General features: G+C 62.9%; 16 protein-coding genes and 1 tRNA gene. 9 read left to right on the top strand and 8 right to left on the bottom strand.

Features of this window, described 5'->3' with window-relative positions; translation table 11 throughout:
- Positions 1-19 precede the first annotated feature (19 nt).
- The 3 genes from gcvT to P5205_15355 form a co-directional block, all read right to left on the bottom strand.
- Positions 20-1,171, bottom strand: a complete 1,152-nt coding sequence (gene gcvT / locus P5205_15365; GenBank protein HSA11742.1) for a glycine cleavage system aminomethyltransferase GcvT — start codon at positions 1,169-1,171, stop codon at positions 20-22.
- 150 nt (positions 1,172-1,321) lie between these two features.
- Positions 1,322-1,447 (bottom strand): hypothetical protein, encoded by a 126-nt coding sequence (locus tag P5205_15360; GenBank protein HSA11741.1) that lies wholly within the window; start codon positions 1,445-1,447, stop codon positions 1,322-1,324.
- 48 nt (positions 1,448-1,495) lie between these two features.
- Positions 1,496-2,326 (bottom strand): response regulator transcription factor, encoded by an 831-nt coding sequence (locus tag P5205_15355; GenBank protein HSA11740.1) that lies wholly within the window; start codon positions 2,324-2,326, stop codon positions 1,496-1,498.
- 435 nt (positions 2,327-2,761) lie between these two features.
- Here P5205_15355 and P5205_15350 point away from each other — a divergent pair, with 435 nt between their 5' ends.
- Positions 2,762-3,628 carry a prepilin-type N-terminal cleavage/methylation domain-containing protein gene (locus P5205_15350; GenBank protein ID HSA11739.1) on the top strand — a complete coding sequence of 289 codons (867 nt, stop codon included), beginning with the start codon at positions 2,762-2,764 and terminating at the stop codon, positions 3,626-3,628.
- Positions 3,629-3,731: 103 nt separating this feature from the next.
- Here P5205_15350 and P5205_15345 read toward each other — a convergent pair whose 3' ends face one another.
- From P5205_15345 to P5205_15335, 3 genes are all read right to left on the bottom strand, one after another.
- Positions 3,732-5,375 (bottom strand): aldehyde dehydrogenase family protein, encoded by a 1,644-nt coding sequence (locus tag P5205_15345; GenBank protein ID HSA11738.1) that lies wholly within the window; start codon positions 5,373-5,375, stop codon positions 3,732-3,734.
- 1,181 nt (positions 5,376-6,556) lie between these two features.
- Positions 6,557-9,355 carry a family 78 glycoside hydrolase catalytic domain gene (locus P5205_15340; GenBank protein HSA11737.1) on the bottom strand — a complete coding sequence of 933 codons (2,799 nt, stop codon included), beginning with the start codon at positions 9,353-9,355 and terminating at the stop codon, positions 6,557-6,559.
- Between the two features lie 280 nt (positions 9,356-9,635).
- Complete coding sequence (locus P5205_15335; protein HSA11736.1) at positions 9,636-10,505, bottom strand: prepilin-type N-terminal cleavage/methylation domain-containing protein; 870 nt, start codon at positions 10,503-10,505, stop codon at positions 9,636-9,638.
- A 248-nt stretch (positions 10,506-10,753) separates the two neighbouring features.
- On the opposite strand from P5205_15335, the gene P5205_15330 reads away from it, so the two are divergent.
- Positions 10,754-10,830: transfer RNA gene (locus P5205_15330), tRNA-Gly, on the top strand.
- A 196-nt stretch (positions 10,831-11,026) separates the two neighbouring features.
- On the top strand, positions 11,027-12,535 hold the full coding sequence (locus P5205_15325; GenBank protein HSA11735.1) for a TolC family protein: 1,509 nt from the start codon (positions 11,027-11,029) through the stop codon (positions 12,533-12,535).
- 77 nt (positions 12,536-12,612) lie between these two features.
- Here the strand turns inward: P5205_15325 and P5205_15320 are convergent, their stop codons facing one another.
- Positions 12,613-13,113, bottom strand: coding sequence for a PaaI family thioesterase (locus tag P5205_15320; GenBank protein ID HSA11734.1), 501 nt, complete (start codon positions 13,111-13,113; stop codon positions 12,613-12,615).
- Between the two features lie 367 nt (positions 13,114-13,480).
- On the opposite strand from P5205_15320, the gene P5205_15315 reads away from it, so the two are divergent.
- The 4 genes from P5205_15315 to P5205_15300 all read left to right on the top strand — a co-directional run bounded on the left by P5205_15315 (position 13,481) and on the right by P5205_15300 (position 19,234).
- Positions 13,481-14,083 (top strand): LemA family protein, encoded by a 603-nt coding sequence (locus P5205_15315; protein ID HSA11733.1) that lies wholly within the window; start codon positions 13,481-13,483, stop codon positions 14,081-14,083.
- A 1-nt stretch (position 14,084) separates the two neighbouring features.
- Positions 14,085-16,091, top strand: coding sequence for a M48 family metallopeptidase (locus tag P5205_15310; GenBank protein HSA11732.1), 2,007 nt, complete (start codon positions 14,085-14,087; stop codon positions 16,089-16,091).
- A complete protein-coding gene (locus P5205_15305) occupies positions 16,084-16,923 on the top strand; it encodes a sialate O-acetylesterase (protein HSA11731.1) in 840 nt (279 codons plus the stop codon). Before P5205_15310 ends, P5205_15305 begins: the two co-directional genes overlap by 8 nt.
- A 70-nt stretch (positions 16,924-16,993) precedes the next feature.
- Positions 16,994-19,234: a hypothetical protein gene (locus P5205_15300; GenBank protein ID HSA11730.1), complete on the top strand. Its 2,241-nt coding sequence runs from the start codon at positions 16,994-16,996 to the stop codon at positions 19,232-19,234.
- 31 nt (positions 19,235-19,265) lie between these two features.
- Here the strand turns inward: P5205_15300 and thiE are convergent, their stop codons facing one another.
- Positions 19,266-19,964: a thiamine phosphate synthase gene (gene thiE / locus P5205_15295; GenBank protein HSA11729.1), complete on the bottom strand. Its 699-nt coding sequence runs from the start codon at positions 19,962-19,964 to the stop codon at positions 19,266-19,268.
- A gap of 994 nt (positions 19,965-20,958) precedes the next feature.
- Here thiE and P5205_15290 point away from each other — a divergent pair.
- Both P5205_15290 and P5205_15285 read left to right on the top strand, forming a co-directional pair.
- Positions 20,959-22,185, top strand: coding sequence for a KamA family radical SAM protein (locus tag P5205_15290; GenBank protein ID HSA11728.1), 1,227 nt, complete (start codon positions 20,959-20,961; stop codon positions 22,183-22,185).
- A 172-nt stretch (positions 22,186-22,357) separates the two neighbouring features.
- Positions 22,358-24,574 carry a hypothetical protein gene (locus P5205_15285; protein ID HSA11727.1) on the top strand — a complete coding sequence of 739 codons (2,217 nt, stop codon included), beginning with the start codon at positions 22,358-22,360 and terminating at the stop codon, positions 24,572-24,574.
- Positions 24,575-24,645: the final 71 nt, after the last annotated feature.

The following is a 24,645-nucleotide window of genomic DNA, read 5'->3' as shown; positions in this document are numbered from 1 at the left end:
CAAGCACTTTTTCACCTATTTATGCATTTTTCTTCACGAGGCTAAGGATTGAGGGCTTCGAGACCAGCATCGCAGGCGCGCGCCTGCCACGGATTTCAATCTCGATGGGGGTGCCGGGCCGGGCCAGTTCCGCGGGCACATACCCCATGCCGATCCCGATGCCCAGCGACGGGCTCTGCGTTCCGCTCGCTACCTCGCCAACTTTCGCCGCGCCTGGCCCGGTCCTCCAGAGGGCATAGTGGGGGCGGGGCGGAGCTGACTTCCCGGTCATCTTGAAAGCCACGAGCTTCCGGGCCGGGCCTTGCGCCTTCTGCGCGGCAAGCACTACGCGGCCGATGAACTCGCCCTTGTCCAGCGCGACAAAGAAACCCAGCCCCGCTTCAATGGGGGTTGTGTCTTCGTCCAGTTCGTGGCCGTAAAGGGGGTAACACACTTCGGTGCGCAGCGTGTCGCGCGCGCCCAACCCGGCGGGCTTCAGCCCGCAGGGTTGCCCGGCAGCCAGCACTTGGTTCCAGATCGCCTCAGTCATTTCGCCGGGAGCGACGACCTCGAAGCCGTCTTCGCCCGTGTAGCCGGTGCGTGAAACCCAGACTGTGCCGCCGGTTCCACTGAAGCGGGCTATCTGGTTCTTCTTCAACTCTGTCACCCGCGCCACGCTGGTGCCGCCCGTGGACGGGCCGGGAAAGCAGCGCTCAATGAACTCCACGACGCGCGGGCCTTGCACGGCCAGAGCGCCCGTCGAGTCCGACGCATTCTGGAAGCTCACCCCGCCGCGTTCGGGAAACGCGGCCAGCTGGGTTTCCAGCCAGCGCACATCAGCTTCGATGCGCGAGGCGTTGATGATGAGGAGGTATTCCTGGGCGGCGAGGCGATAGGCGTAAAGATCGTCAACGACCCCGCCGCGCTCGTTGCACAGCAGGGTGTACTGGCCCTGGCCAACCGCCAGCTTGCGGAGGTCGTTGGTGAGGGCATGATTGAGAAAGGCCTCCGCCCCGGGGCCGGCCAGTTGCAGCTCGCCCATGTGCGAGATATCAAACAGCCCCGCCGCCTGCCGCACGGCGAGGTGCTCGTCGGTGATGTCGGTATACTGCACGGGCATCTCCCAGCCGCCAAATTCGATGAGCCGGCCGCCCAATCGCTGATGGGCGGCGTGAAGTGGAGTGCGTTTCATCCGCCGAGCATTTTCTCATTCGCAGTGCCGCAGCAAGAATAATTTGCCCGCCGCCATTATCCTTTACCGCCTGCGGCAGGGACAGTGTGCTCCCCGCCGCGTCCTTTATCAGCTACGAGGACCGTCGGTGCTCGGACCCCGGTCCCGAACTCATTCGTAACCCCAATGGCGTCGCCGCTGTCGTTCGCGATCCTTCGACCCTTTGCGCGCTTTGAGCCTCTGTTGGAAGGCCAGCCAACCGAGATACACCACCACACCGACCGCGAGGGCAGCCATACCATTTACGAATATATCTGCGAGTGACATAAGGACCATCCGGCCGTTTCAATAACCTCCAGCCCTGGCAAGTTCGCAAAGAACGCTCCTCGCCGAAACCTCCGACGCCCGGTTCCATGTGGCGGCTACTCCGGAGATCGTTACCAAGCCCTTGGCGACGGCGAACCGGGTCAGGCCGGCGGTGTTGTGGATTTCGAGCTTGTGCATTAACCGCTCGCGATGGGTCTCCACGGTACGGGTGCTGATGTTCAGGCGACACCCGATTTCCTTGTTGCACAGACCGTCGGCGATGTGAGTCAAGACTTCGCGCTCCCGATCAGTTAGATCAGCCAAACCAGGGCCCGTCTGGTTGCCCCGGACCATCTGGTTGATAGCGACGTGAGCCACGTCGGGACTGAAGAAGGGCGCGCCGGAGTGGACGGTCTCTATCGCCCGGACAATATCTTCGGGCGACGACTCCTTGAGGACGTACCCGCTGGCGCCCACCTGGATGCAGCGCAACACAAATGCGCCATCTGTCTGCGTGGACAACAGCAGAACTTTGATCTGCGGCAATTCTCTATTCAGGGTTTCAACCACGGCCAACCCGGTCAGGTGCGGCATGTAGATGTCGGTTAACAGGACATCTGGAACCAGCGCCCTGGCCTGATTGATCGTCTCCCGCCCGTCAGCGGCTTCCCCGACCACCTGGATGTTCGGATGCCGTTCCAGGCAGGCCCTGAGACCGCGGCGCACGACCGGGTGGTCATCCGCCAATAGCAGCCGGATTGGCTGGCTCGCGCCGGGAAGACTGCCACCGTCGTGAGAGTGGTTGCGCCGGCCGAGGCCAACACCGTTGGCGGGGGCCGCAGTCGATGGGGCAAACGTGCGTGATCTCATTGCTAACTCGCTGGAAGTGGAATGCGGAATGCGGGATTCCCGAGTTGGATTTGAGCCGCCAGGCCATTGGCGATCAACTCGGGCAGGATGTTCGTCCGTCGGCGGGCATGCGGGATGGAACTGGCAAAAGAGGGCGGCTCGGTTTTTCGAACCGCCCTGACGCAACAAACGTCAAACCCACAACAGAAGGACATACTGCGAGCGTACTTTCGCACACGTGGCACATAGCAACAATCCGGGGCAAATCTGGAAATCACACCGGGGATTCACCGGGGCTGCGAGCAAACCTGGCGCCGGCGGAGTGGTATCCGGCGGCGAGCAGCAAGAGCTCCTTCCGCCGTCCTCCAACCGCTGCAGGGGTCAGCGGCGACCGCGGGTCGGGTGGGGCGACGATTGTGGTTGCTTTCGCAGACTGGTAGGTGCCTATACTTGGCCATGAAGGCTGTCCCTGCCTTTGTGGGATCAGGGCTGGTGCGCGGCGCGGCCGTCGCGGGCGGCGGACGAAACCGGAGGCTGCCTCTCTCTTCTCGTGGTTTCACCCTGATCGAGCTGCTGGTGGTGATCGCAATTATCGCGATTCTGGCGGCGCTGCTGCTGCCGGCGCTGGCGAAAGCCAAGGCCAAGGCCCACGCGGTCTATTGCACCAACAACATGAAGAACTGGGGCTACGCGACCATCATGTATGAGGGCGACTTCAACGACAGATTCCCACTCTTTGGCGATGACTCCACCGACTACACTAAACCGTTCTGGTTTCAGATTCTGGCGCCTTATGTCGCCAAGCGGCAGAAGCCCGGCGCTGGCCAGTTCAACACCGACCCCCTCTTTCTGGATGCGCTCCGGCGATGTCCCGGCGGGAGCATCGGCCCGGCGCCTTACTCCAGCGGGCCATCCGGGACCAACTGGAATTGTTACATCGGCTGTTACTTCGGCGCTTACGGGGAACCCGTCTCCACGCCGAGCTACAAAGGGATTTCAGGGCCATTCTATTATGGAAACAGGGTGCCGGCCATGCCTGCCTCCAAAATCAAGCGCCCTGCCCAGGCGATGATCTTCACGGATACCATCACGCACTATCTCTATTCCCCTTTGGCGTATCCCTTTACCGATGATGTGGATAACGACACCCAGAACGATACCTGGCCCAACTATGGCTACGCCTACAACTGGGGGCGGCCCACGGTTCACAGCCGCGGGGCCAATGTCACCACGGCCGATGGCCATGTGGAGCACGTGCCGTTCCGGGTGCTGTGGCGGCTGAACGGCACGGAGATGGTCAGCCGGCTGTGGTATATGGAATGAGGCGCAGCGGCGTTTTCGGCCGCAACAGCAACTCAGCCTCACCAGCGGCGCCACGGACCATCGGCGTGTTACCCTCCCGCCCGCGCCCAATTCCCGCCATCCCTCAAAGCAAGTAGTCGGTGTGCAGAAAACTGGAATGCCGTCCGCTGACGATATCCTGGATCAGCTGGCGGCTGTCGGGAGTGGATTGGGCCGCCACCAGTGAGCGGATCGAGAAACACTTCAGCGCGTCGCTGATGGACAGCGTCGCCTCGGCCGAATCCTTCCGCCCCGTAAACGGCAGGGTGTCAGGCCCGCGCTGGCACTGGCAATTGAGGTTGATGCGGCAGACCTGGTTGGCGAGCGGGGCAATCAGCCGGGCCACGCGCTGGTGGTCGCGGCCAAATATGCTCACCTGCTGTCCGAAGTTCGACTGCACCACATAATCCAGGAATTCCCGCTCGTCCCGATAGGAGCAGACCGGCACTACAGGGCCGAACTGTTCCTTGTGGTAGAGATCGGTTTGCGGCGCCACCGGATAGACCACGGCCGGGAAATAGAGCGTCGCCACATGCGTGCCGCCGCCGGCATTGATCACCTTGGCGCCGGCCGCCACGGCGTTCTCCACATACGCGTCGAGCGTCACGGCCTTGTCAAATTCCGGCAGCGGGGTAAGCTTCACATCCTTGTCCCAGGGCATCCCGACGGGGAGCGCGTTTACCGCGGCGCATAACCTCTCCAGGAACGCCGGCGCGATGGATTTGTGCACAAAAAGCATCTTCAACGCCGTGCAACGCTGGCCGTTGAAGCTGAGGCTGCCGGTCACGCATTCCCGCACCGCCGCGTCCAGGTCGGCGTCCGGCAGGATCAGCGCCGGGTTCTTGGCGTCCAGCCCCATGATGCAGCGCATCCGGTGCGGCTGCGGATGCTGGTGTTTGAGGATGTCCGCCACGCGGCTCGACCCGATGAACGCCAGCGCGTTGAGGCGTCCGCTCTTCATGATCGGGCCGATGATCTCCGCGCCCGAGCCCGAGAGGAAATTAACGACCCCCGGCGGGAAGCTATCGGCAAACGCGCGCAGCAACGGCTGGTGCAGCAGCCGGCCAAACTTGGGAGTCTTGACCACGAGCGTGTTGCCCATGATCAGCGCAGGGATGAGCGTGGTGTAAATCTCGTTCAACGGATAGTTGAACGGCCCCATGGAAAGGACCAGCCCCAGCGGCGAGCGGCGCACCTGGGCGATCACGCCGCCATCGAGGCTGAACCGTGATCCGACGCGGTCTATGTCCTTCAATGCCTCAACGGTCTTCCGGATGTAGTCCACGGTGCGGTCGAACTCCTTGCGGCTGTCGTCCAGGCTCTTGCCGATCTCCCACATGAGCAGCTTCACCACCTCGTTCCGCACGGCCAGCATGCGCCCCACAAAAGCCTCCACCGCCTCGATCCGGGCCGACACGGTCAGCGTTGGCCAACGACCGCGCCCGTCATCCCACGCGCGGGCGGCGGCTTCGAGCGCCGCCAGGCCCGCCGCCTCGTCCATCGCCGGCACGCTGCCGATGACCGGCCGGCGCAGCACGTTTCCCTCGCGCAAGCAGATCGGCGAGAGGATCTCCGCGACTGGCCCGGTCCATTCGCGGATTTCGCCGTTGATCAAGTACAGGCGTTCATAACCTCGGGTATCCGGGTGCCATTCCGCCGGCACCCGGTCGGCAGCGGGGAAAGCTTCAGTTAGTCGCCCGGCGAGGTTCGTGGAAATTGGCGCATTCATTTGCCGTGGATTCAACCTGCACCGGCCCACAAAAGCAATCCCGCCGCCACCGGAGCGCCGATCCTACAGGGCTGCATCTAACCATCTCCGCCTCCAAACGCGGTAGCGGCAGGCAGGATGCCTGCCGGGGGCATCCGAAACCGCTGGACCAGCCGCACTTGTTCCCCTTTCTGAGCCCCGGAGGGGCAGACGGATTGTAGCGCAGGCGTCCACGCCGGCGGGTCCTGGCGGCGTCCCACCGCCAAATCCGTGCGATTGCCTTGAATATCGGCATTACGGACGGCCCCCCATCCCTCTCCGCCTCCGAGACGTCGTGACGCCGAATGAATCACCGCGCTGGATTCGATTTCGCTCTCCCCGGATGGCGCCCGATCAAACGCCCACACCTGGAGTGCGGCGGCGTCCGACACGAGCGCGGCCAGCTTTCGGCGGAGCCGCAGGTCTTCGGCGCAAGGCTGGTGCGGGAACGGGCTGGCGCCGCAGCCAATGATCAATGACGGCTATCGCTCCTCCGACGAGCAGCACAAACAAGAGCGGCGACGCCAGACGAGGTCTTAAAGGCATCAACGGCAGCATGACCATACCCTACACCAGATCGCATTCTGGCACCAGCAGGCTTCGCGCATATTCACCGACTGAAAAAGACCGCTTCTTCCGGTTGGCCGGCCAGACCTGAGCTCCGCGATACACTTCGCGCCCGAACTCATTCTGCGAAAAATCTAGGTGTCAGGCAGAACTTGGTTCAGCACAGGACTCCCGGAAGTGCCAACGGTGGTTTTCTTCCCCACATTCCCGAATGCCGAAGTAGAGGAATTGCGATGTCATGATTGCCCCCAAGCCAAAACCGGTTGGATCCTCCCAGTTTCGAGCCCGCGCACTGTCCACATTTTGGACACTTATGCTGCCTGCCTGCGCTCTTAAGTCCCCGCTGACCCCGGCACCTCTGGCTTGGGATTACGGTGACAACCCGGTGCTGCTACGGTGTGTATCCCATGGGGATCGCTCCCCATGGGATACACACCGTAGCCCGACCGCACTAACAAGGCACCCCCCAGCCAGTCGCAAGCCAACGCCGGTGCACGACCGCCATAACGGCGTCGAGCCCGTCCGGCGATGGTGATGGAGGCAAGAAGGGGAGGCAAAAACGACGAATCGCCGATCCGCAACTGTGGTTTGATGCCTCAGGGGAGCTCGGCCCTGAAACTGTAGCTGCCCGATGCGACGTGAAACACGGCTTCGCTGGCAGGGGCCGCTATGAGCTTCACGCCTTCCGCATCCCGCGCGGGCACGCCCGACTCGGTGACCGCATCGGGGCTGCGGGTGGGAACGGTCACGATAGCGCTGGTGTTTGGCGGAACTTCGATCTTCAACCTCAGGCTCCGCCCCTCTCGCCGCCAGTCGCTAACGATGTTTCCGTGGGGACACCGATAGCGGCACCTGACCCACTCGACGGAATCCACCACCCCCGGACGAATATGGAATCGTCTGAAGCCGGGATGCTCCAGGTCGGGCCGAATCCCGGCGAGTCCTTCATAGAACCAGGCGCCAGGGGACCCGACGACCTGTATCACCTGGCTGCCCCAACCGGACCAACTTTCCGGCCAGGTCGCTGCGTTGCGCTCCCGCAGCAGGAAACCCCAGCCTGGAAAACCGGTCTGGTTCATCATGAGCGCGACCAGATTGTGGCGGTTCTCCCGTGTGAGCAGGTCCAGGAGGATGAAGGTGCCGAGCATGCCGGTGTCCAGGTGGCCGTTCCTGCGGTGCACAATGTCGGATTCGAGCTGCCTAAAAATGTCCGATCTGAGGCTGGCAGGCACGACTCCGGCATAGAGTGCGATGGCCAGATATGCCTGCCGGTTGGGGCCGTAAGTGTTCCGGGCCGCATCGAAGTAGGTTCGGTGAACGAGCGGGCGCAGACCAGCAAGCCTGTCTTTGCACCGCTGATACTCCGCGTCATCGCCGAGCAAGCGGGCAAAAGCCGCTAACTCGTCCCACAGCAATACGCGGTAACAGTTGTTGAAGAATTCGCGTTCCTGCTCGGATTCGAAAACAAAACCGTGTTCGTCGGCGGATGCCCCCGGTGGATTCCAATCTCCGAGAAAGTACCACCGCAGGTAGTTGCCGGGCGGATAGGGATTGTAGTAGCGCAGGATGTCCCCCTCCGTGTGGCTTTCCAGGAAATCCACATATCTGCGCAGCGCCGTGTAGCTCTCCGATGCCGCCCGCGTGTCGCTAAACCAGACCGCGAGGCGCCGCACCAGCTCGCTGGCCTGTCCGCCCCACGAGGGTCCGCCGCCGGTCGGATAATACTCCGGCGCGGTGTGGCCAAGGAAGCCGTCCGCCCGCTGCCCATCCAACCAGTCGCGCAGCCACTTGCTGAAGAAGGCGTCGCTGCGAAAATTGTAGAGCAGGCCGGAAAGGAAGGCCCCTCCGTCGCCGTAGCCGAGCTTTTCGCGCGCTTCGCCTCCGCCCAGCACACCCGCCGGCATCTGCGTGCCGAGCGTGTTGACGGTGACCCGGTGAATCCGGTTGAACAGTTCGTTCGAGCATTCAAAGCTGCCCGCACTTTCCAGATCCGTCCGCACGATCCTGGCCTCCGCATCCTTCAAGCGGGGCGCATCCGCAAGGCCGCCTATCACGGCGTAACGGAAGGCGTGCTGGTTGAATTTGCTTTGAAGGACACCCGTCCGCTCCCGGCCCGCCACAAACACATCGCGCTGGTTGAAGGTCTGAAAGCCCTGGCTGTTTGTCATGTGCGCCAGATGGCGCAGTTCGGCCGGCAGATCAGCGTATTCAATCGTAATCTCCTGGCCCGGTTTGAGCCGGTTAAGCCGCAAATGAACCCAGCCGGTCAAAGGAGCGCCGAAGTCAATTACCCAGTTTGTGCCGTGCGGATAGATCGTCTTTGCCTGGATAGGCGGCCCCAGGCGGCTGCCCGGTAAAGCCTGCCATGAGCTCGGAACGTCAGGCGCCGCGACCTCCACGGCCTTGTGCCAACGGCTGTCATCCAAATGGATGTTGTTCCAATCTTCAACATACTTGCGAGCGTCCCATCGTTCCCCGCCCATGTCGCCCCACGCCCACGTTCCCACCTGGCTCAGGCAACTATCCCGCACTCGCCAGGAGGCGTCGGTCGCAACAACCTGCGAGCCGGTTGCCGTCGCCATCTCGAGCTGGGCGCGCAAGATCGGGGCTTTGCCCGGGTTGCCGTAGGCCGGTTGATACCATCCCGGTCCCAGCCAAAAGGCCACGCAGTTGAGTCCTTTCCTCAAGTGGCCGGTGACGTCATGCACGTTGTATAAAAAGCGTTTCCGGATGTTTGCATGCGGGGGGAGGAGCACCTCGGACCCGACCCTTCTGCCGTTGACATACACCTCATAATGTCCCGGAGTGTTCACATAAAGGAGCGCGCGCTCTGCCGGCGCCGGGAGAGCAAATTCCCGACGCATCCACGGATGCGCCAGCGTTTCGGCTTCCATGGTAATCCACTTGGCCCGCCAATCCTCCGGGTTGCGCAACCCCATCGTCCACTCGGCGAGCCGGCTCCAGGCCGAAGCCTCCCCGTCCTTGCCCCACACCCGGACCTTCCAATGGCAGCGCGCGCGCGAGTTCAGCCTGCGCCCGCCATATTCAACCTGAATGCTGCGGTCTGACGCCACTCGCCCGCTGTCCCAAAGATCGCCTTGATTCCTGCGCAAGAGGTCGGGACTGGTCGCCACGAGCACTTGGTAGGCTGCCTGCACCTCACCCCGCCGGCCGGATTGCAGCAGCCAACTCAGGCGCGGGCGGGCAACCTCGATGCCGAGCGGGTTCACGAAATACTCGCACCGGAGCCCCTCCACCCTGACCTTGCCGCCGCCCGACAAGCCGCCGGCGAACGCAGGAAACACCGCCAGGATCAGCAACGCAATCAACCGGCGGCCGCTTGCGGTTCCTGCGGAAGACCTTTCCCAGGGGGCGTGAACGTTTTCGAACCGCATAGAGGAATCATGAACTCGCCGGCTCACGCGGTCAACGGCGCCAGGAAAACTCCGGGAGGTTCAAGCTCCTCTGGGCCGAGCCTCACCAGACAGAATCCTCGACGAGCCGGTCTCTGACTGGAAGTGGCTTCAAACTCATTTGGGCACAAAGCGCAATGTTCTCAAGGCACAGGGGATGGGAAAACAGAAGTTGCGGCTCGCATCTCCCGCCGTGCGAAATCAGCCGCGGCGCGGAAGCTGTGCCCCAAGCGAGCCCGGGCGGAAGCAAGTTCCGCCCTCGCTACGGTCGCCAGGAATCCGCGAGGCGGCGAAAGCTGAGCTCGTCGCTGCCTGGGCTGACCCACAAAGCGGGGTCAAAGGCTTTGGGGTTGCTCCGGGCGCTCTGCCACTTCGCATGCCCGTCCGTAAAGAGCGCGTTGAGGCCGGCGATCCCGCTGTCCTTGTGGGGCACCAAGTCCAGGGAGTGGCACAAGTCGGTCGTGATGCTCTTGGCGGGATCCAGCACGTTCAGCTTTACCGGGCCCGTAACCTCATATGTGCCGTTGCCGATCTCGAGGCGAGCGCGGTCGTAGGTGACCTTCGGCAAGATGAAGCCCTTGAAATTCTCCGTTTCCTTCCGTTGGAAGTAGTAGGTGTAGCAAACCCGAATCCGGCCGGCCGAGTCGGTAGCCGGAACGGACGGCCAGGCGGCCACCTGGGTATAATACTCGTACGTCATGTTTGCGTTTTGCTTCGCCTGGCTCGGGCAGTAGAACACCTTCGCGTGGGGAACGGCCTTGGTGCGCCACAAGAGACCCAAGCCATAGTACCCCTGGATCACCTTTCCGGTGCCGGGAGTGACGTAGCAGGGAAAGTAGCTCAGCAGCGGCCAGTCATGATCCCAGGAAATCAGGGGAACAAAGTCATTGGACTCCGCGCTGTACATGTTGATTCCCAGGCCAATCTGCTTGAGGTTGCTCACGCAATTGACCCGCAAGGCGCGCTCCTTGGCCTTGCCCAGCGCCGGCAGCAACAACGCCGCCAGAATGGCGATGATGGCGATCACCACCAGCAGCTCGATCAGCGTAAAACCGGCCCCTGCCGGCGCCGCGCGAGAGCACTTCCCGCGATCGGCAGCGGCCTGCGCTTGTGAACTGCAGCTTAGTCTCATAAGTCGCATTGCAGTATATCCCAGGGGCGCGAGGCTTCAAAGCCCGTTTCATCCTGCCTAACCGTTAGACAGGATATTCCCCGCCAAAGCCGAGCCGGGCCCCGTGGAGACGCGCGCCGTCAGGGAAGGCAAGGAGCGCGCAGGGAAGAGCGATCCGGACTCGCGCCGCGGATTTGGGCAGAAGAATTGTGCAAAAGGGGGCTTGCGTTCAGCCGGAATTTCCGTAGCTTGTCCCAGCCTATTTGGAAGCGAGCGTAGCTCAGCCTGGTAGAGCATCACGTTGCCAACGTGAGTGTCGAGGGTTCGAATCCCTTCGCTCGCTCCAATTTTGCCGCAGAAACCGAGGGCCATCGGAGATTGCCTGTGTCTCGCGTTGAGAGGCGGAAGCACTGTGCCTTTGCGTTGCGGAACAACCGTTAGCTCGAAAGCACTTCAGAAGATTCCCAAATAGCCGACAAATGAACGCCGGTGAACGAGGTTTAATTGACGAAAGACGGCAGAATCCGCAAGTTATGCGCGTGATGAGATTTCCAGGAATTCTGTTACTCCTGCTCGGGACAACTGTCGCGGCACTGCCGCAGACGAATGCTCCTGAAGTCCGCAAGATGGCGCTGATAGACTGCGTTGAAGTTGCTTTGGGTCACAACTTCGATGTGCAGATCAAGCGCTACAATCCCGAACTGGCGGGCTATACGCTCAGCGCCAACTATGGGGATTACGAACCCGTCTTCAACCTCTCCGGCGGGCATGATTATTCCCGGTCGCCCGGCGGTTACGACGAGCAAGGCCGGCCTTTTACGGGCACCGAAGCCGACAATAACAAACTCGCTTTGGGGTTCTCCGGATTGCTTCCCTGGGGACTTAATTACAGCGTTGGCTCCAGCTTTCAGGATACCTATGGAACCCGTCCGGATGTTGTCCTGGCGACGCGAACCTCATTCCAGGACTTCTCCGGCAATGTCGGGTTCATGCAGTTGCGGCAGCCGTTGCTGAAGAATTTCTGGATTGACAGCACCCGGTTGCAGATCCTGCTGGACAAGAAGAACCTCAAGATTACCGAAGAGGACCTGCGCAACCAGTTGATGACGACGATCACCGCCGTGGAACAGGCCTACTATGAGGTGATTTTTGCCCAGGAGAACGTGAAGGTGCAGCAGAGCGCCCTGGAACTGGCCGAGCGTTTGCTGGCGGAGAACAGGAAGCGGGTGGAGCTCGGCGCACTGGCGCCGCTGGACGAGAAGCAGGCCGAGTCCCAGGTTGCCAGCAGCCGGGCCGATCTCCTGGCCGCGCAGGGCACCCGGGACACCCAGCAGCGGGTGCTGAAGAATCTGCTCAGCGACGATTACGGCAAGTGGCAGGATGTTTCCATTGAACCCGGGGAACGGCTGATCGCGGTGCCGGAGACCTTCGACTTGCAGGAAAGCTGGCGCAGGGGACTGACCTTGCGTCCCGACGTGCAACAGCAGAAGCTGAACCTGGAGAAGCAGGGTTACATCGTGCGTTATCAAAAAAACCAATTGCTGCCCCAATTGGACCTTGTCGGCACGGCGGGTTACCGCGCGTCCAGCCCCAACATGCCCGACTCCCTGGCCCAATTCCGAAGCCGGGACAACCCCTTCTGGAGCGGGGGTGCGCAATTGACTTTTCCCATCGGCAACACCGGCGCGCGGAACACCTACAAAGTGTCCAAAGCCACCCGGGAGCAGCTCGTGCTGCAGTTGAAGCAATTGGAGCAGACGGTCATGATCACGATCGAGAATGCGATCGCTGTTACGCGAACCAGCTTCCAAAGGGTGGATGCCACGCGGGAAGCGCGACTCTATGCCGAGGCCGCCCTGGAAGCCGAACAGAAGAAACTGGAGAACGGCAAGAGCACCAGTTTCTTCGTGTTGCAGCTACAGAGGGACCTCACCGCGGCGCGGTCGGCTGAAATTCGCGCTCTGGCCGACTACAATGAGGCGCTGGCACAACTGTCGCTGCAGGAAGGAAGCACTCTGGATCGCCGGCACATTACGCTGCACGCGAGGTGACCGTCCAGGAGCCGTGTACGTGACCGGTGGCAACTCGGTCAGCCGGCACCACGCAGACCCGGGAGTTCCCCAACCGCCTATGCCCCCGGTTTAACCGTTTCCTGGTCCTGCGGTTCAAATAGCCAGCCGGGATCATCCACAAAATCCGTCACCATCTGTCCCAGGTCTGCCTGTTTTACAGGGAAGTACTTCCCGGTGGCGGTGGCCAGGGTCTCCCCATTTTTGTTTCTCAGCTCGGCTCCGGCCTCGAACAGTTTGTCCCGCCGGTTGCAGACCAACTCGCCGGTGGCAACCAAGGCTTCATTGGGCCGGACCGGCCGGATAAAGCGCACTTTCAACTCGGCGCAATAGGCGAAGCGTTTCGTCCGCACCGCGCACGCCCAGACCATGATTTCATCGAGCAACGTAGCGATCAACCCGCCGTGGACGGTCTGCCGGAAACCAACATGCTCCGCGCGCGGGACAAACCGGGTTTGAACGCGGCGCCCATCCGTCTCAAAGCGCAGGTTCAATCCGGCCGGGTTGGCTTCACCGCAAACGAAACAGGAACGGGTGTGAGGCAGAGTTTTCAGGTTCATAGGTTCTTGTGATCTCGCGCCTGGAAGGCTTCAGCGCAAGAGTACCCCCCACGCGTTATCTCCCACGTGGTCGAATTCATTCAAGGGAATTCGAGCTTCATGGACCCGCATTTCAAGGGCGGGCAACCGGGCGATGCGCATCGCGCCCACTCATGGCGGCTTGGAACGGAGGCGGCAAGACTTTTCTGCAAATGAGCGCACCGGCGCCCGGGGCGCCCTCGCCGCGAGCGCCGGGGGACGGCGGTTTTCGGAGAACCCGCCCTCTATTTGCTAAGGAATGGCGCGTTCCACTCTTGCCCATACTTTGTAATTGCCGGACATGGCCGTTTGGCCTAGCTGTTACAAGAGAAACGAAAGGACTCTTATAATGCATACAAGTTTGATCATACTGTTCATTGTGCTGGCGCTGCCGGTGTTCTTCATTCTGATGTGGTTCGTCGTCACCTACAATGCGCTGGTGGCGCTGCGCAATCGCTTCAAGAACGCGTTCGCGCAAATTGACGTGCAGCTCAAGCGGCGCTATGACTTGATCCCTAACCTCGTCGAGACCGCCAAGGGCTACCTCAAGCACGAGCGTGGCACGCTCGAGGCCGTCGTGGCGGCCCGCAACGCCGCCTCCGCGGCCAGCCTGAGCGCCGCGCAGAATCCCGGCAACGCCGCAGCCATGAAGCAGCTCTCCAGCGCGGAAACTGCCCTGGCCAGCACGCTGGGCCGGCTCTTCGCGCTGGCCGAAGCCTACCCGGACTTGAAGGCCAACACGACCATGCTGACCCTGATGGAAGAACTCACCTCGACCGAAAACAAGGTGGCGTTTGCCCGGCAGGCGTATAACGATGCCGTGATGAGCTATAACACCAAACGCGAGACCTTCCCGACCAACTTGATTGCCGGACCGTTTAACTTCGGACCGGCCGAGTTGTTCGTCATCGAGAAGCCGGAACAGAAAGAAGCGCCGAAGGTCAGCTTCTGACATGCCCAATGCCGATTACCGATCGGCAATTGGCGATTGGAGATTGGCAATGGACTTCTTCGAGCGACAGGATCGAGCCCGCCAGAATACCAGGCTCCTCGTCATCTACTTCATTCTCGGCGTGGCGCTGCTGATCGCGGCGGTCTATGCTGCCGTGCTGGTGGTCTTCGCCGGTCTCGGCACCGGCCACCACCAAGGTTACGGTCAGGAGGCCCGCATGGTTTTGTGGCATCCGCAGCTTCTGCTCGGGGCTGCCGCGGGCACACTCGCGGTTATTGGCCTGGGCAGCGCCTTCAAAACCATGGAGTTGGCCCAGGGCGGCAGCGCCGTTGCCACGATGCTGGGCGGGAGGATTGTCAGCCCGACCACCACCGACCCGAACGAACGCAAACTGCGGAACGTGGTCGAGGAAATGGCCCTCGCCGCCGGCCTTCCGGTGCCGCAGATCTACCTCTTGCCCGACGAAAGAGGCATCAATGCCTTCGCCGCCGGCCACTCGAGCAGCGACGCCGTTGTCGCCGTCACCGCCGGCGCGATGAAGTTGCTCACTCGCGATGAGCTGCAGGGCGTCATCGGCCACGAGTTCAGCCATATCCTCAACGGCGACATGCGGCTCAACCTGCGCCTGATGGGCATCATTTTTGGCATCCTGTGCTTGACTGTGGTGGGCCGGATACTTCTGCAAACCAGAGGCCGGAAGAATCCACTCCCCTTGCTCGGCCTGGCACTGCTGCTGATTGGCTGGATCGGCGTGGTGTTTGGCCGGCTCATCCAAGCCGCCGTCAGCCGGGAGCGTGAGTTTCTCGCGGACGCCTCGTCAGTGCAGTTCACGCGCAACCCGGCGGGCCTGGCCGGCGCGCTGAAGAAGATCGGCGGGTTGGAATTGGGATCGAAGCTCAAAGCGGCGCATGCCGACGAAGCCAGCCACATGTTCTTCGGCAACGGCATGGGCAAGTCGTTCTTCCACCTGCTGGACACACATCCACCGCTGGCCGAACGCATCCGGGCCATTGATCCGGACTTCGATGGACGTTTCCCGCGCGTCAGCCTCGCCACAGCGGAGGCGGCCGTTCCGCCGGCCTCAGCCAAACCGCAGGGCTCACCCATTCCGTTCCCATTCCCGGGCCTGCCGCACGCGCAACGAGGGCTGGCAGAACTCACAACACCGGCAACTGTCTCACAAACGGTCCTGGTCAACGCGGGCAAGCCCACTCCCGCCCATCTCCGCTACGCCGAGGAGAGGCGCTCCGGCATCCCGACAAATCTGCAGTCCGCCGCGCGGGAAAGCCTTGGCGCCAGCACCCTGATTTACGCCCTTTTGCTGAGCGACGACGAAGCGGTCCGCCACAAGCAACTCGAGGAACTAACCACGACGACCTCTGCCGCCGTGGTTCAGGAAACGCTTCGCGTGCTGCCGGAGGTGCGGGCTATGCCAACCTACGCCAAACTGCCCCTGGTTGACTTCGCGCTGCCGGGGCTTTGCCAGCTATCGCCGCGGCAATTCCAGCAGTTCCGCGCAGCGGTGCGAAAGTTGGTCGAGAGCGACAGCGAGATTGACCTCTTCGAATACGTGCTGCAAAAGATCGTCGTGCGCCACCTGGAACCGCATTTCCTCCCGGCCCGCAAGCCGGTCATTCAGTATTATGCGCTCAAACCGCTGGTGGGGGATTGCGCCATCCTACTCTCGGCGCTGGCGTGCCTCGGCCAGGACGCCCCAGACAAAGTCCAATTTGCTTTCCAACAGGGCGCGCAGCCGCTCAGCTACGCCGCACAGGTGGAACTTCGCCGCTTGCCTGAGGCGGACTGCGATCTGGCGCAAGTGGACGCCGCCTTGAACCGGCTCTGCCAGGCGGTGCCGCAGATCAAGAAGAGCGTGCTCAATGCCTGCGCGCAAACGGTGGCCGCAGACGGCGTCATCCAGGAAATGGAGGCCGAACTCCTGCGGGCGATTGCCGATACGCTCGACTGCCCAATGCCGCCGTTTATCCTCGTTCAACCCAATGAATAATTCACTTGAGATCCCCGCGCTGTCCGCGTTCGCGCTCTGCTCCGCCCTTGTCGCCCTCGATGCCCAAACAACCAGCGACTCGACCCCGCCGCAACTCCCGGCAAAGGAGAAACTCCACCTTTATTTGCTCATGGGCCAGTCCAACATGGCCGGGCGCGGCAAACTCGGCGCCGAGGACATAACACCTCATCCGCGCGTGCTGGTCTTCAGTCTCGCGAACCGGTGGGAAGCTGCCGTCGAGCCGATCACGCGCGACAAGCCGCAGATGCTCGGCGTGGGGCCGGGCCTGGCTTTCGGCAAGGCCATGGCCGAGAAGACCCCTGGCGCGACGATCGGCCTGGTTCCGTGCGCGGTCGGCGGCACAGCGCTGAAACGCTGGCAGCACGGCGGCGACTTGTACTCCAATGCGGTCCACCGAGCCAAACTGGCGGCGCGCGATGGCACGCTGAAGGGGATTCTCTGGCACCAGGGGGAAAGCGACTCCGGCACAGCCACGAATGCTAATACCTACGGCGAACGCCTCGCCGGGATGATCCAGGACATACGCGCCGACCTTGCCGCTCCCGGGTTGCCCGTGGTTGTGGGTCAGATCGGCGAGTTCCTCTATGACCGTGGTCCGGACAAATCGCCCTATGCCCGCGTCGTCAACGGCGCCCTCGCTGCGCTTCCTGACAAAGTCCCCGCCACCGCTTGCGCCCCCTCCAAAGGCCTGAACCACAAAGGCGACCAGCTACACTTCGACGCCTCCTCCCAGCGCGAGTTCGGCCGCCGCTACGCCGCCGCCATGCTGCGCCTGCAACCCGCCCGGAAGCCTGCCGAACCGGAACGATAGACTACTGCGCCCGTCCGGAGCCGCACACCAGGCTTGCAGAGGTGGCAGCTACGGTGAATGCTGTCCGGGCGTGACGAATCAAATCCCCATGTTGCCCCCGGCACTGATCCGCTCGGCCATCCTGTTGGCAGCATCCACCGTCTTTGCCGCAGACGCACCTCCTCCCTTCCCACTCGACCCTCAACAGCACCTCGAGCGCACCTGCTTCCAGACCGCGGCGCCGTGGAGCGCCATCGCCAACCTGCGCTCGGATGTGGCCATTGCCTACGGCGTGGACCCCGGTCTCCCGCAACGCATCCAGACGTGGCGGGACCGCGGCTACCGCATTCACGTCATGACAGGCGTCTCCTGGGGCAACTACCAGGATTACCTCTACGGGCGGTTCGACGGCGTCAACCACGAGGACGACGCCCAGACGGATCGGGCGGGGAACAAGATCAGCCACGGAGGCGATGTTTACTACATGTGCCCCGGGACAAACTACGGGCGATTCCTGTGCCAGGGCGTCCAGCGCGCGCTCGATGCCGGGGCTGAGGCGATCCACCTGGAAGAGCCGGAGTTCTGGGTTCACGGCGGCTATTCGGAAGGCTTCAAACGCGAGTGGCGGAACCACTATCGCGAGGACTGGCAGCCGCCGCATACTTCCGTGGATGCCCAGTGGCGTTCCTCCAGGCTCAAGTATTACCTCTACCGGCGCGCCTTGCAGCAGGTGTTCGACCATGTGCAGGACTACAACCGCCGCACCGGCCGGCGTGTGCGGTGCTATGTCCCATCACACAGCCTGCTCAGCTACGCCCACTGGCGCATCGTCAGCCCCGAATCCAGCCTCGCGCGCCTCAACGGCTGCGACGGCTACATCGCCCAGGTCTGGACCGGCACCGCCCGCACCCCGAACCTGTTCCGCGGCCAACTGCGCGAGCGCACCTTCGAAACCGCCTTCCTGGAATACGGCGCCATGATGAATCTCGTCCGCGGCACCGGCCGCCATCTCTGGTTCCTCAACGACCCCGTCGAGGACAACCCCGACCACGACTGGACCGACTACCGCGTCAACTGGGAATCCACCATGGTTGCCTCTCTGCTTCAACCCGACGTGTGGCGCTTCGAAGTCGCGCCCTGGCCGGAGCGCGTGTTCGGCGGCCAGTATCCGAAGCCCGGCAAACCGGGCGAGCGCGAGCCCATGCCCCCGGCCTACGCCACCGAGGTGCAGACGGTCTGCCAGGCGCTCAATGACATGAACCAACACCGCCTCGAGTGGGACTGTGGCACCACCGGCATCGGCCTGATCGTCAGTGACTCGCTGATGTTCCAGCGCGGCGAACCGACCCCCAGCGACCCCCACCTCAGCCACATTTACGGCCTGGCCCTGCCGCTGCTCAAGCGCGGCATGCCGCTCACGCCCGTGCAACTCGAGAATCTGACTCTGCCGGATTACCTCAAGGGCTTCCGCGTCCTGCTCCTCTCCTACCACGGCCAGAAGCCGCTCAGCCCCGAGGTGCACCAGTCGCTCGCCGCCTGGGTCAAGCGCGGCGGCGTGCTGGTCGTCTGCGATGACGACGCTGACCCCTATAACACCGTCCGCGAGTGGTGGAACAGCGATGGCCGCCATTACCGCACCCCGCGCGAGCATCTCTTCGAACAACTAACCCTCGTAGCCGCCGACGTCAGTCGGCGCACTTCTTCTTCACCCAACCTGGCCCCGACTAACAGCGGCGGCCACGGTTCACACCTCATGCCCGTCGGCAAAGGCGCTGTCATCTGGATGCGTGAAAACCCCGCCGCCTTGGCCACGAGCGCCGCGGGAGACGCGCGCCTGGTCGCCACGGTGAAACAAGCTGCCGCCCGCGCCCGGCTCAAATGGCGCGAGACCAACTACCTGCTCCTGCGCCGCGGCCCGTATGTCATCGCCGCGGGCCTGGATGAGTCGGTCGCAGGCCCGCCCCGGACCCTTCGTGGCCGCTGGATAAACCTCTTCGACTCCGAGCTGCGCGTCCGGCAATCAGTCGCCCTCACGCCAGGCTCCCGCTTCTTTCTGCTGGACGTCGAAGCCGTGCGCGGCCGCGATCCGCGTGTGCTCGCCTCGGCGTGCAAAGCCCTGCCGACAAAGGCCACCCGGCGCTCGCTCTCACTGGCAGTGGAAGGAGTGGTCAACACCCCTGCCGTCGTGCTGCTGCGCGCGCCGGCGGCTCCGCGGTCCGTCACGCTCGCCGGGCAGCCACTGGCGGATCATCACTACTCCTCCGCGGATCGGTTGCTGTGGCTTCGCTTCACCAACGAAGCCAGCCCCCGGGATCTCGTAGTTGAGTTCTGATCGGCGTTGGCAGGCCATTCTGCCGGCGCTTTCACCCTTCGGAGCGAGCCGCACAAAGGTGGGCCTTGAACCTGCGGCAAGTGGCGGCAAGGTCACCCGCGTTGAGAATCGCCGACACCACGCAGACGCGCGTGGCGCCTGCGGCCAGCACGTCGCGCACATTCTCCAGATTGATTCCACCAATCGCGAACCACGGAACGCGGACGTTCGCCGCTGCCCAGCGCACATACTCGAGCGTCACCGCCCTGGCCGATGGCTTGGTGCCGGTCGGAAACACCGGCCCGACGCCCAAATAATCCGCCCCTGCCGCCTCCGCCCGCCGAGCCTGTTCCGGCGCGGCTGTGCTCAGTCCAATCCTGACTCGGGCGTTGCCGGCCCGCTTCCCCTCCGCCAGCATTCCATCAGGGCCGCTTCCAGTCGCGAGCTGAGAAACCTCGGTATAGCCTGCGCCAAAGAAGTCCTCCTGCCCCAGGTGGCAGAACTCCGCGCCCAGTTCCCAGGCGAGCGCCGGATAATCGTTGATCACCAGGCCGACTCCTGCCCGCTGCGTCACAGGCAGGATCTCCTCGGCCATGCGCCGCACCTCGTCAGGCTGAGAGAGCTTGGCGCGGAGTTGGACCAAGTCCGCGCCGCCGTCGCAGAGTTGCTGCGCGACCACCGCCGGCGTCCTTCCGTGCAGGTAAGCGGTATCCACAAAGGCATAAAGCCGGCATTCCGATAGCGGTTTCATCGTTTGAGCATGCGCCCCTATTGGTCTGAGTCAAACAGTTCTGCAATTTCCCCGGCGATTGTCCGCGCACCAAGGGGGTTCGACCGGTCAGACGGGGAGGTGACGTTGCCGCCATGAAGAAACAGAAAGGCCGGGCTGCGCACCCGGCCTTTCTGCCACATTCTACACTGAGAACAATTTTAAATTCTCAACCGATGCCACACACTGACATCGTTAACACGCCATAACCATACCAGACCCACTGTCCCCCGCCAGTCACCAGTACTGGGGACAACAGGCAAGAGCACCCATGGCCGGTCAGGCTGAGGCCCGGATACCCAGCCCCGGAGCCAAAAATCGCGGAAATAACACACCCCCCGGTTGGCAACCCGGCGATTCCGTTCGGCAACACGGGTCAGCAGCCAGCCGCCCACAAGGGAGTCTCACCGTATCCTCACCGTATCCTCACCGTCTCCACACCGTAGATACAACCTTGACATCGCCGCAGATTTTTGGCGTAACATGCTGTTTTCAAGCCACTTACATCCAAACCCACCCAAAAAGGGCCCTCCTGGAGGGCAATTACATCGTAAATACCGCAGCAGTAATGAGTTGCGAATAATCAGCAGCCTAACGCAGACCTCCCATCCTCGAAAGGCCTCCCCAATACCCGGAAAGGGTCGCTACCCATTGAACTACCCTGCCCATGCGCTCTAATCCGCCCAGGCGGCCATCCTCTGCCCGGGTGCTGGCCGTCCCTTGGCCGACCTCCTGGCCGTCACATGGCCGTCTAGTGGCCGTCTAGTGGCCGTCTCATGGCCGTCCAGGACCCGTCCCGTGGCGAATTCCGTAGCAGTGGGGGCGCGCCCGGCAGCCGAAGCCTGATTTGCAGCAAGTTATCCAACCCGCAAACGCCACCCTTCAGCCTCCCAGCCTTCCCAGCGGGTCGCTTGACAGGTGCGTGATCAAATTTATAGTGCGCTTACCCGATTTTAGGGGAAAAATGCACCGTAAGATGTCATCGGAGAACGGCGACGAGCCTCCCTCGTGTAGCGCGACAGGCACGCTCAAAGAGTTCCGCCCGGCCGGGCGGGGCTTCTGGGCCAACGTGCCGGACGCGGATTGGAACGACTGGCACTGGCAACTCAAGCATCGGATTACCACCGTCGAGCAGCTCGAACGCCTGATGCCGACGCTCACGCCGGAGGAGATCGCCGGCGCGAGACTGGCCAACCACAAGCTGGCGCTGGCCATCACGCCCTATTTCTTCAACCTCATTGACCCGGCGGACGAGAATTGCCCTATTCGCTGGCAGGTCATCCCGCGCGTGGCGGAAACGCACGTCGCCCCCTGGGAGATGAGCGATCCGTGCGGGGAGGACTCCCATTCGCCCGTGCCCGGGCTGGTGCACCGGTATCCGGACCGGGTGCTGTTCCTGGTCACCGACCGGTGCGCGGCGTATTGCCGCTACTGCACCCGGTCGCGCCTCGTGAGCAACGCCAGCGGCTACGACTTCCACCCCGAATTCAACCGGCAGATTGACTACGTGCGGCTCCATCCGGAAGTGCGCGACGTGCTGCTGAGCGGGGGCGACCCGCTCCTGTTCAGCGACGACAAGCTGGAACATCTGTTGAGCCGGCTGCGCGCCATCCCGCACGTGGAGTTCCTGCGGATCGGCACGCGCATCCCGATCTTCCTGCCGCAGCGCATCACCCCGGAGCTATGCGCCATGTTCCGCAAATATCACCCGCTCTTCGTCAGCATCCACTCCAATCACCCAAGGGAGTTGACGGTTGAGGCGCGCGAAGCCCTGGGGCGACTGGCCGACGCGGGCATTCCGCTGGGCAACCAGTCGGTGCTGCTGCGGAATGTGAATGACAATCCGGCGGTGATGAAGGCGCACGTGCAGAAGCTGCTGCTCTGCCGCGTGAAACCTTACTACCTCTACCAGTGCGACCTGATTGCAGGCTCGGCCCATTTGCGCACCAGCGTCCGCAAGGGGCTGGAGGTTATGGAGAACCTGCGCGGGCACACGACCGGCTACGCCGTGCCGGAATACGTGATTGACGCCCCCGGCGGCGGCGGCAAGGTGCCAGTGACGCCGGAATACGTGCTTAGCCGCAACGCCGAGCGCGTGGTGATAAGAAACTACGAGGGCAGGATTTTCGAGTATCCCGAGGCGAGCGACGGCACGCCCCTGTTGGCGCCGCCGCGCGAAATCGAAGAGCCCGAGTTGGTGTAGCCAGCCTCAATCCTCAGCAGCCTGCGTGGCCACGGTTAGACGCGCCCCCGGCTGATCAAGCCCACGATTAGTGGTTGTCACTTGCTTCGGATTCGGTCACAATCCCGGCGTGGAAGTCCAGGTTCAGTTTGCGAAGCAGATGTCACTTAGATAGCACAAAAAACCAAATACTATGAGCACAAATCATACATGGAGATTCTTCAGGGCCGGCGGCTTTGACCAGGTCAAGCTTGATACCGGCGCGGACCTGTTGGCGATTGACCAACTCGACCTCAAGCTGTGGGTGGCCCTGGCCTGCCCGACTTCAGGACTCGAGTTCGACAAAGAAACCCTGGCCTTGATTGACACGGACAAAGACGGGCGCGTCCGCGCGCCGGAACTCATCGCGGCGGTCAAGTGGGCCGGCAACCTGCTCAGGAACCCGGACGACCTGCTAAGAAGCTCGCCCACGCTCCGACCGGCCGCCATCAATGATACCACCGCCGAAGGCACGCTGATCGCCAACTTCGCGAGGAAGGTCCTGGGCAAGGCCGAATCCGCGGAGATTACTGTCGAGGAAGCCGCCGCCGCCGCCCAGGTCTTCGCCGCCAAACCTTTTAACGGCGACGGCATTGTGCCCGCGGACTCAGCCGGCGACGACGCCACCAAGGCCGTCATCAACGATATCATTGAGTGCCTCGGGTCGGTCCTGGACGCAAGCGGCAAGCCGGGCATCAACCAGGCCAAAGTGGACCAGTTCTTCACCGACGCGGCAGCCTACTCCGATTGGTGGAAAAAGGCCGAAGGCAATGCCGCGCTGCTGCCGCTCGGTCCGGGCACCGAAGCCGCCGCCACTGCCGTCAAAGCGGTCAAAGCGAAAGTGGATGACTACTTCGCCCGCTGCCGGCTGGCAGCGTTCGACCCGCGCTCCGTCAACGCGCTGAATCGCGACGAGAAGGAGTTCCTCGCCTTGGGCGCCAAGGACCTGACCGCCGCGAATGCGGACATCGCCGGTTTCCCGCTCGCACAAATCAGCGCCAACAAGCCGCTGCCCCTCACGCAAGGGATTAACCCGGCCTGGGCCGGCGCGATGGCCACTTTCCAGGCCGCCGCGGTTAAGCCTATCCTCGGAGAGCGAGCCTCGCTCACGGAAGCCGACTGGGCCGCGCTGCTCGCCAAGCTGGGCGCCTTCGAGGCCTGGACGGGCAGCAAGGCGGGCGGATCGGTCGAGAAAATCGGCGTGAAGCGCGTGCGGGAAATCCTGGCCGGCAAGGCGAAGGAAACGCTCACCGCGCTCATCGCCAAGGACAAAGCGGAGGAAGGCAATGCCCAGGCCGTGGTCGGCCTCAACCGCCTGGCGCACTACCACCGCGACCTCAACCAGCTCTGCCACAACTTTGTTTCCTTCAGCGACTTCTACGGCCGCAAGAACAAGGCCATCTTCCAGGCCGGCACCCTCTACCTGGATCAGCGGAGCTGCGATCTGTGCCTCACGGTCGAAGACGCCGGCAAACACGCCGCCATGGCGGCGCTGGCGGGCACCTACCTTGCCTATTGCGATTGCTATCGCAAGGGCACGGGCGAAAAAATGCAGATCGTTGCCGCCTTCACCGGAGGCGACTCCGACAACCTCATGGTCGGCCGGAACGGCATCTTCTTCGATCGCAAGGGCCGTGACTGGGACGCGACGATCACCAAGATCATTGACAACCCGATCAGCATCCGGCAGGCGTTCTTTGCACCGTACAAAAAGCTGGTGCGAATGATCGAAGAGCAGGTGGCCAAACGCGCCGCCGCAGCGGACGCGGCCTCCGACGCCAAACTGGCGGCAGCCGCCAAGGCGACAGCCGGCGGCGAATTGCCCAAACCGGCGGAACCGCCCAAGACGAAGTTTGACACCGGCACACTCGCGGCCATCGGCCTGGTGCTGACCACCTTGCTGGCCGCCCTGGGCGGCATCTTCGGCAAGATCGTCGGCTTGCCGTGGTGGCAGATCCCATTGGTCATTATCATCATCCTGCTGGCCATTTCCGCGCCCTCAATGATCATGGCGTGGCTGAAGCTGCGACGGCGCAACCTCGGCCCCATCCTGGACGCCAACGGCTGGGCTGTGAACGCCAAGGCGAAGATGAACGTGCCGTTCGGCGGGGCGCTCACCGGTGTTGCCGCGTTGCCGCCCGGCTCGCAGCGGGACCTGGTCGACCCATTCGCCGAAAAGAAGAGCCCGTGGCCAAAGATCATCGTGGTGCTCATCCTGCTGGCGGTGGCCGCCTTCTTCCTCCTCAAGCAGGGGTGCATCCCCACACCGCGGTGGTGCTGCACCAAGGAGCCGGCGAAGGTTGAAACGGCGGTCCCGGCGCCGGCGGCTCCAGCCGATGCCGCGGCGAAACCGGCTGACACGCCTCAGTAACTCTCTGCCCGCAGAGTTGATCACGTCACCCCGGCAGCAGCTTGCTGCCGGGGTTTAGTGCGTCTAGCCTC

It is taken from the genome of Candidatus Paceibacterota bacterium, assembly GCA_035452965.1.
In the GTDB taxonomy this organism is placed as follows: Bacteria; Verrucomicrobiota; Verrucomicrobiia; order Limisphaerales; family UBA8199; genus UBA8199.
This window is presented reverse-complemented; position numbering and strand designations above follow the sequence as displayed.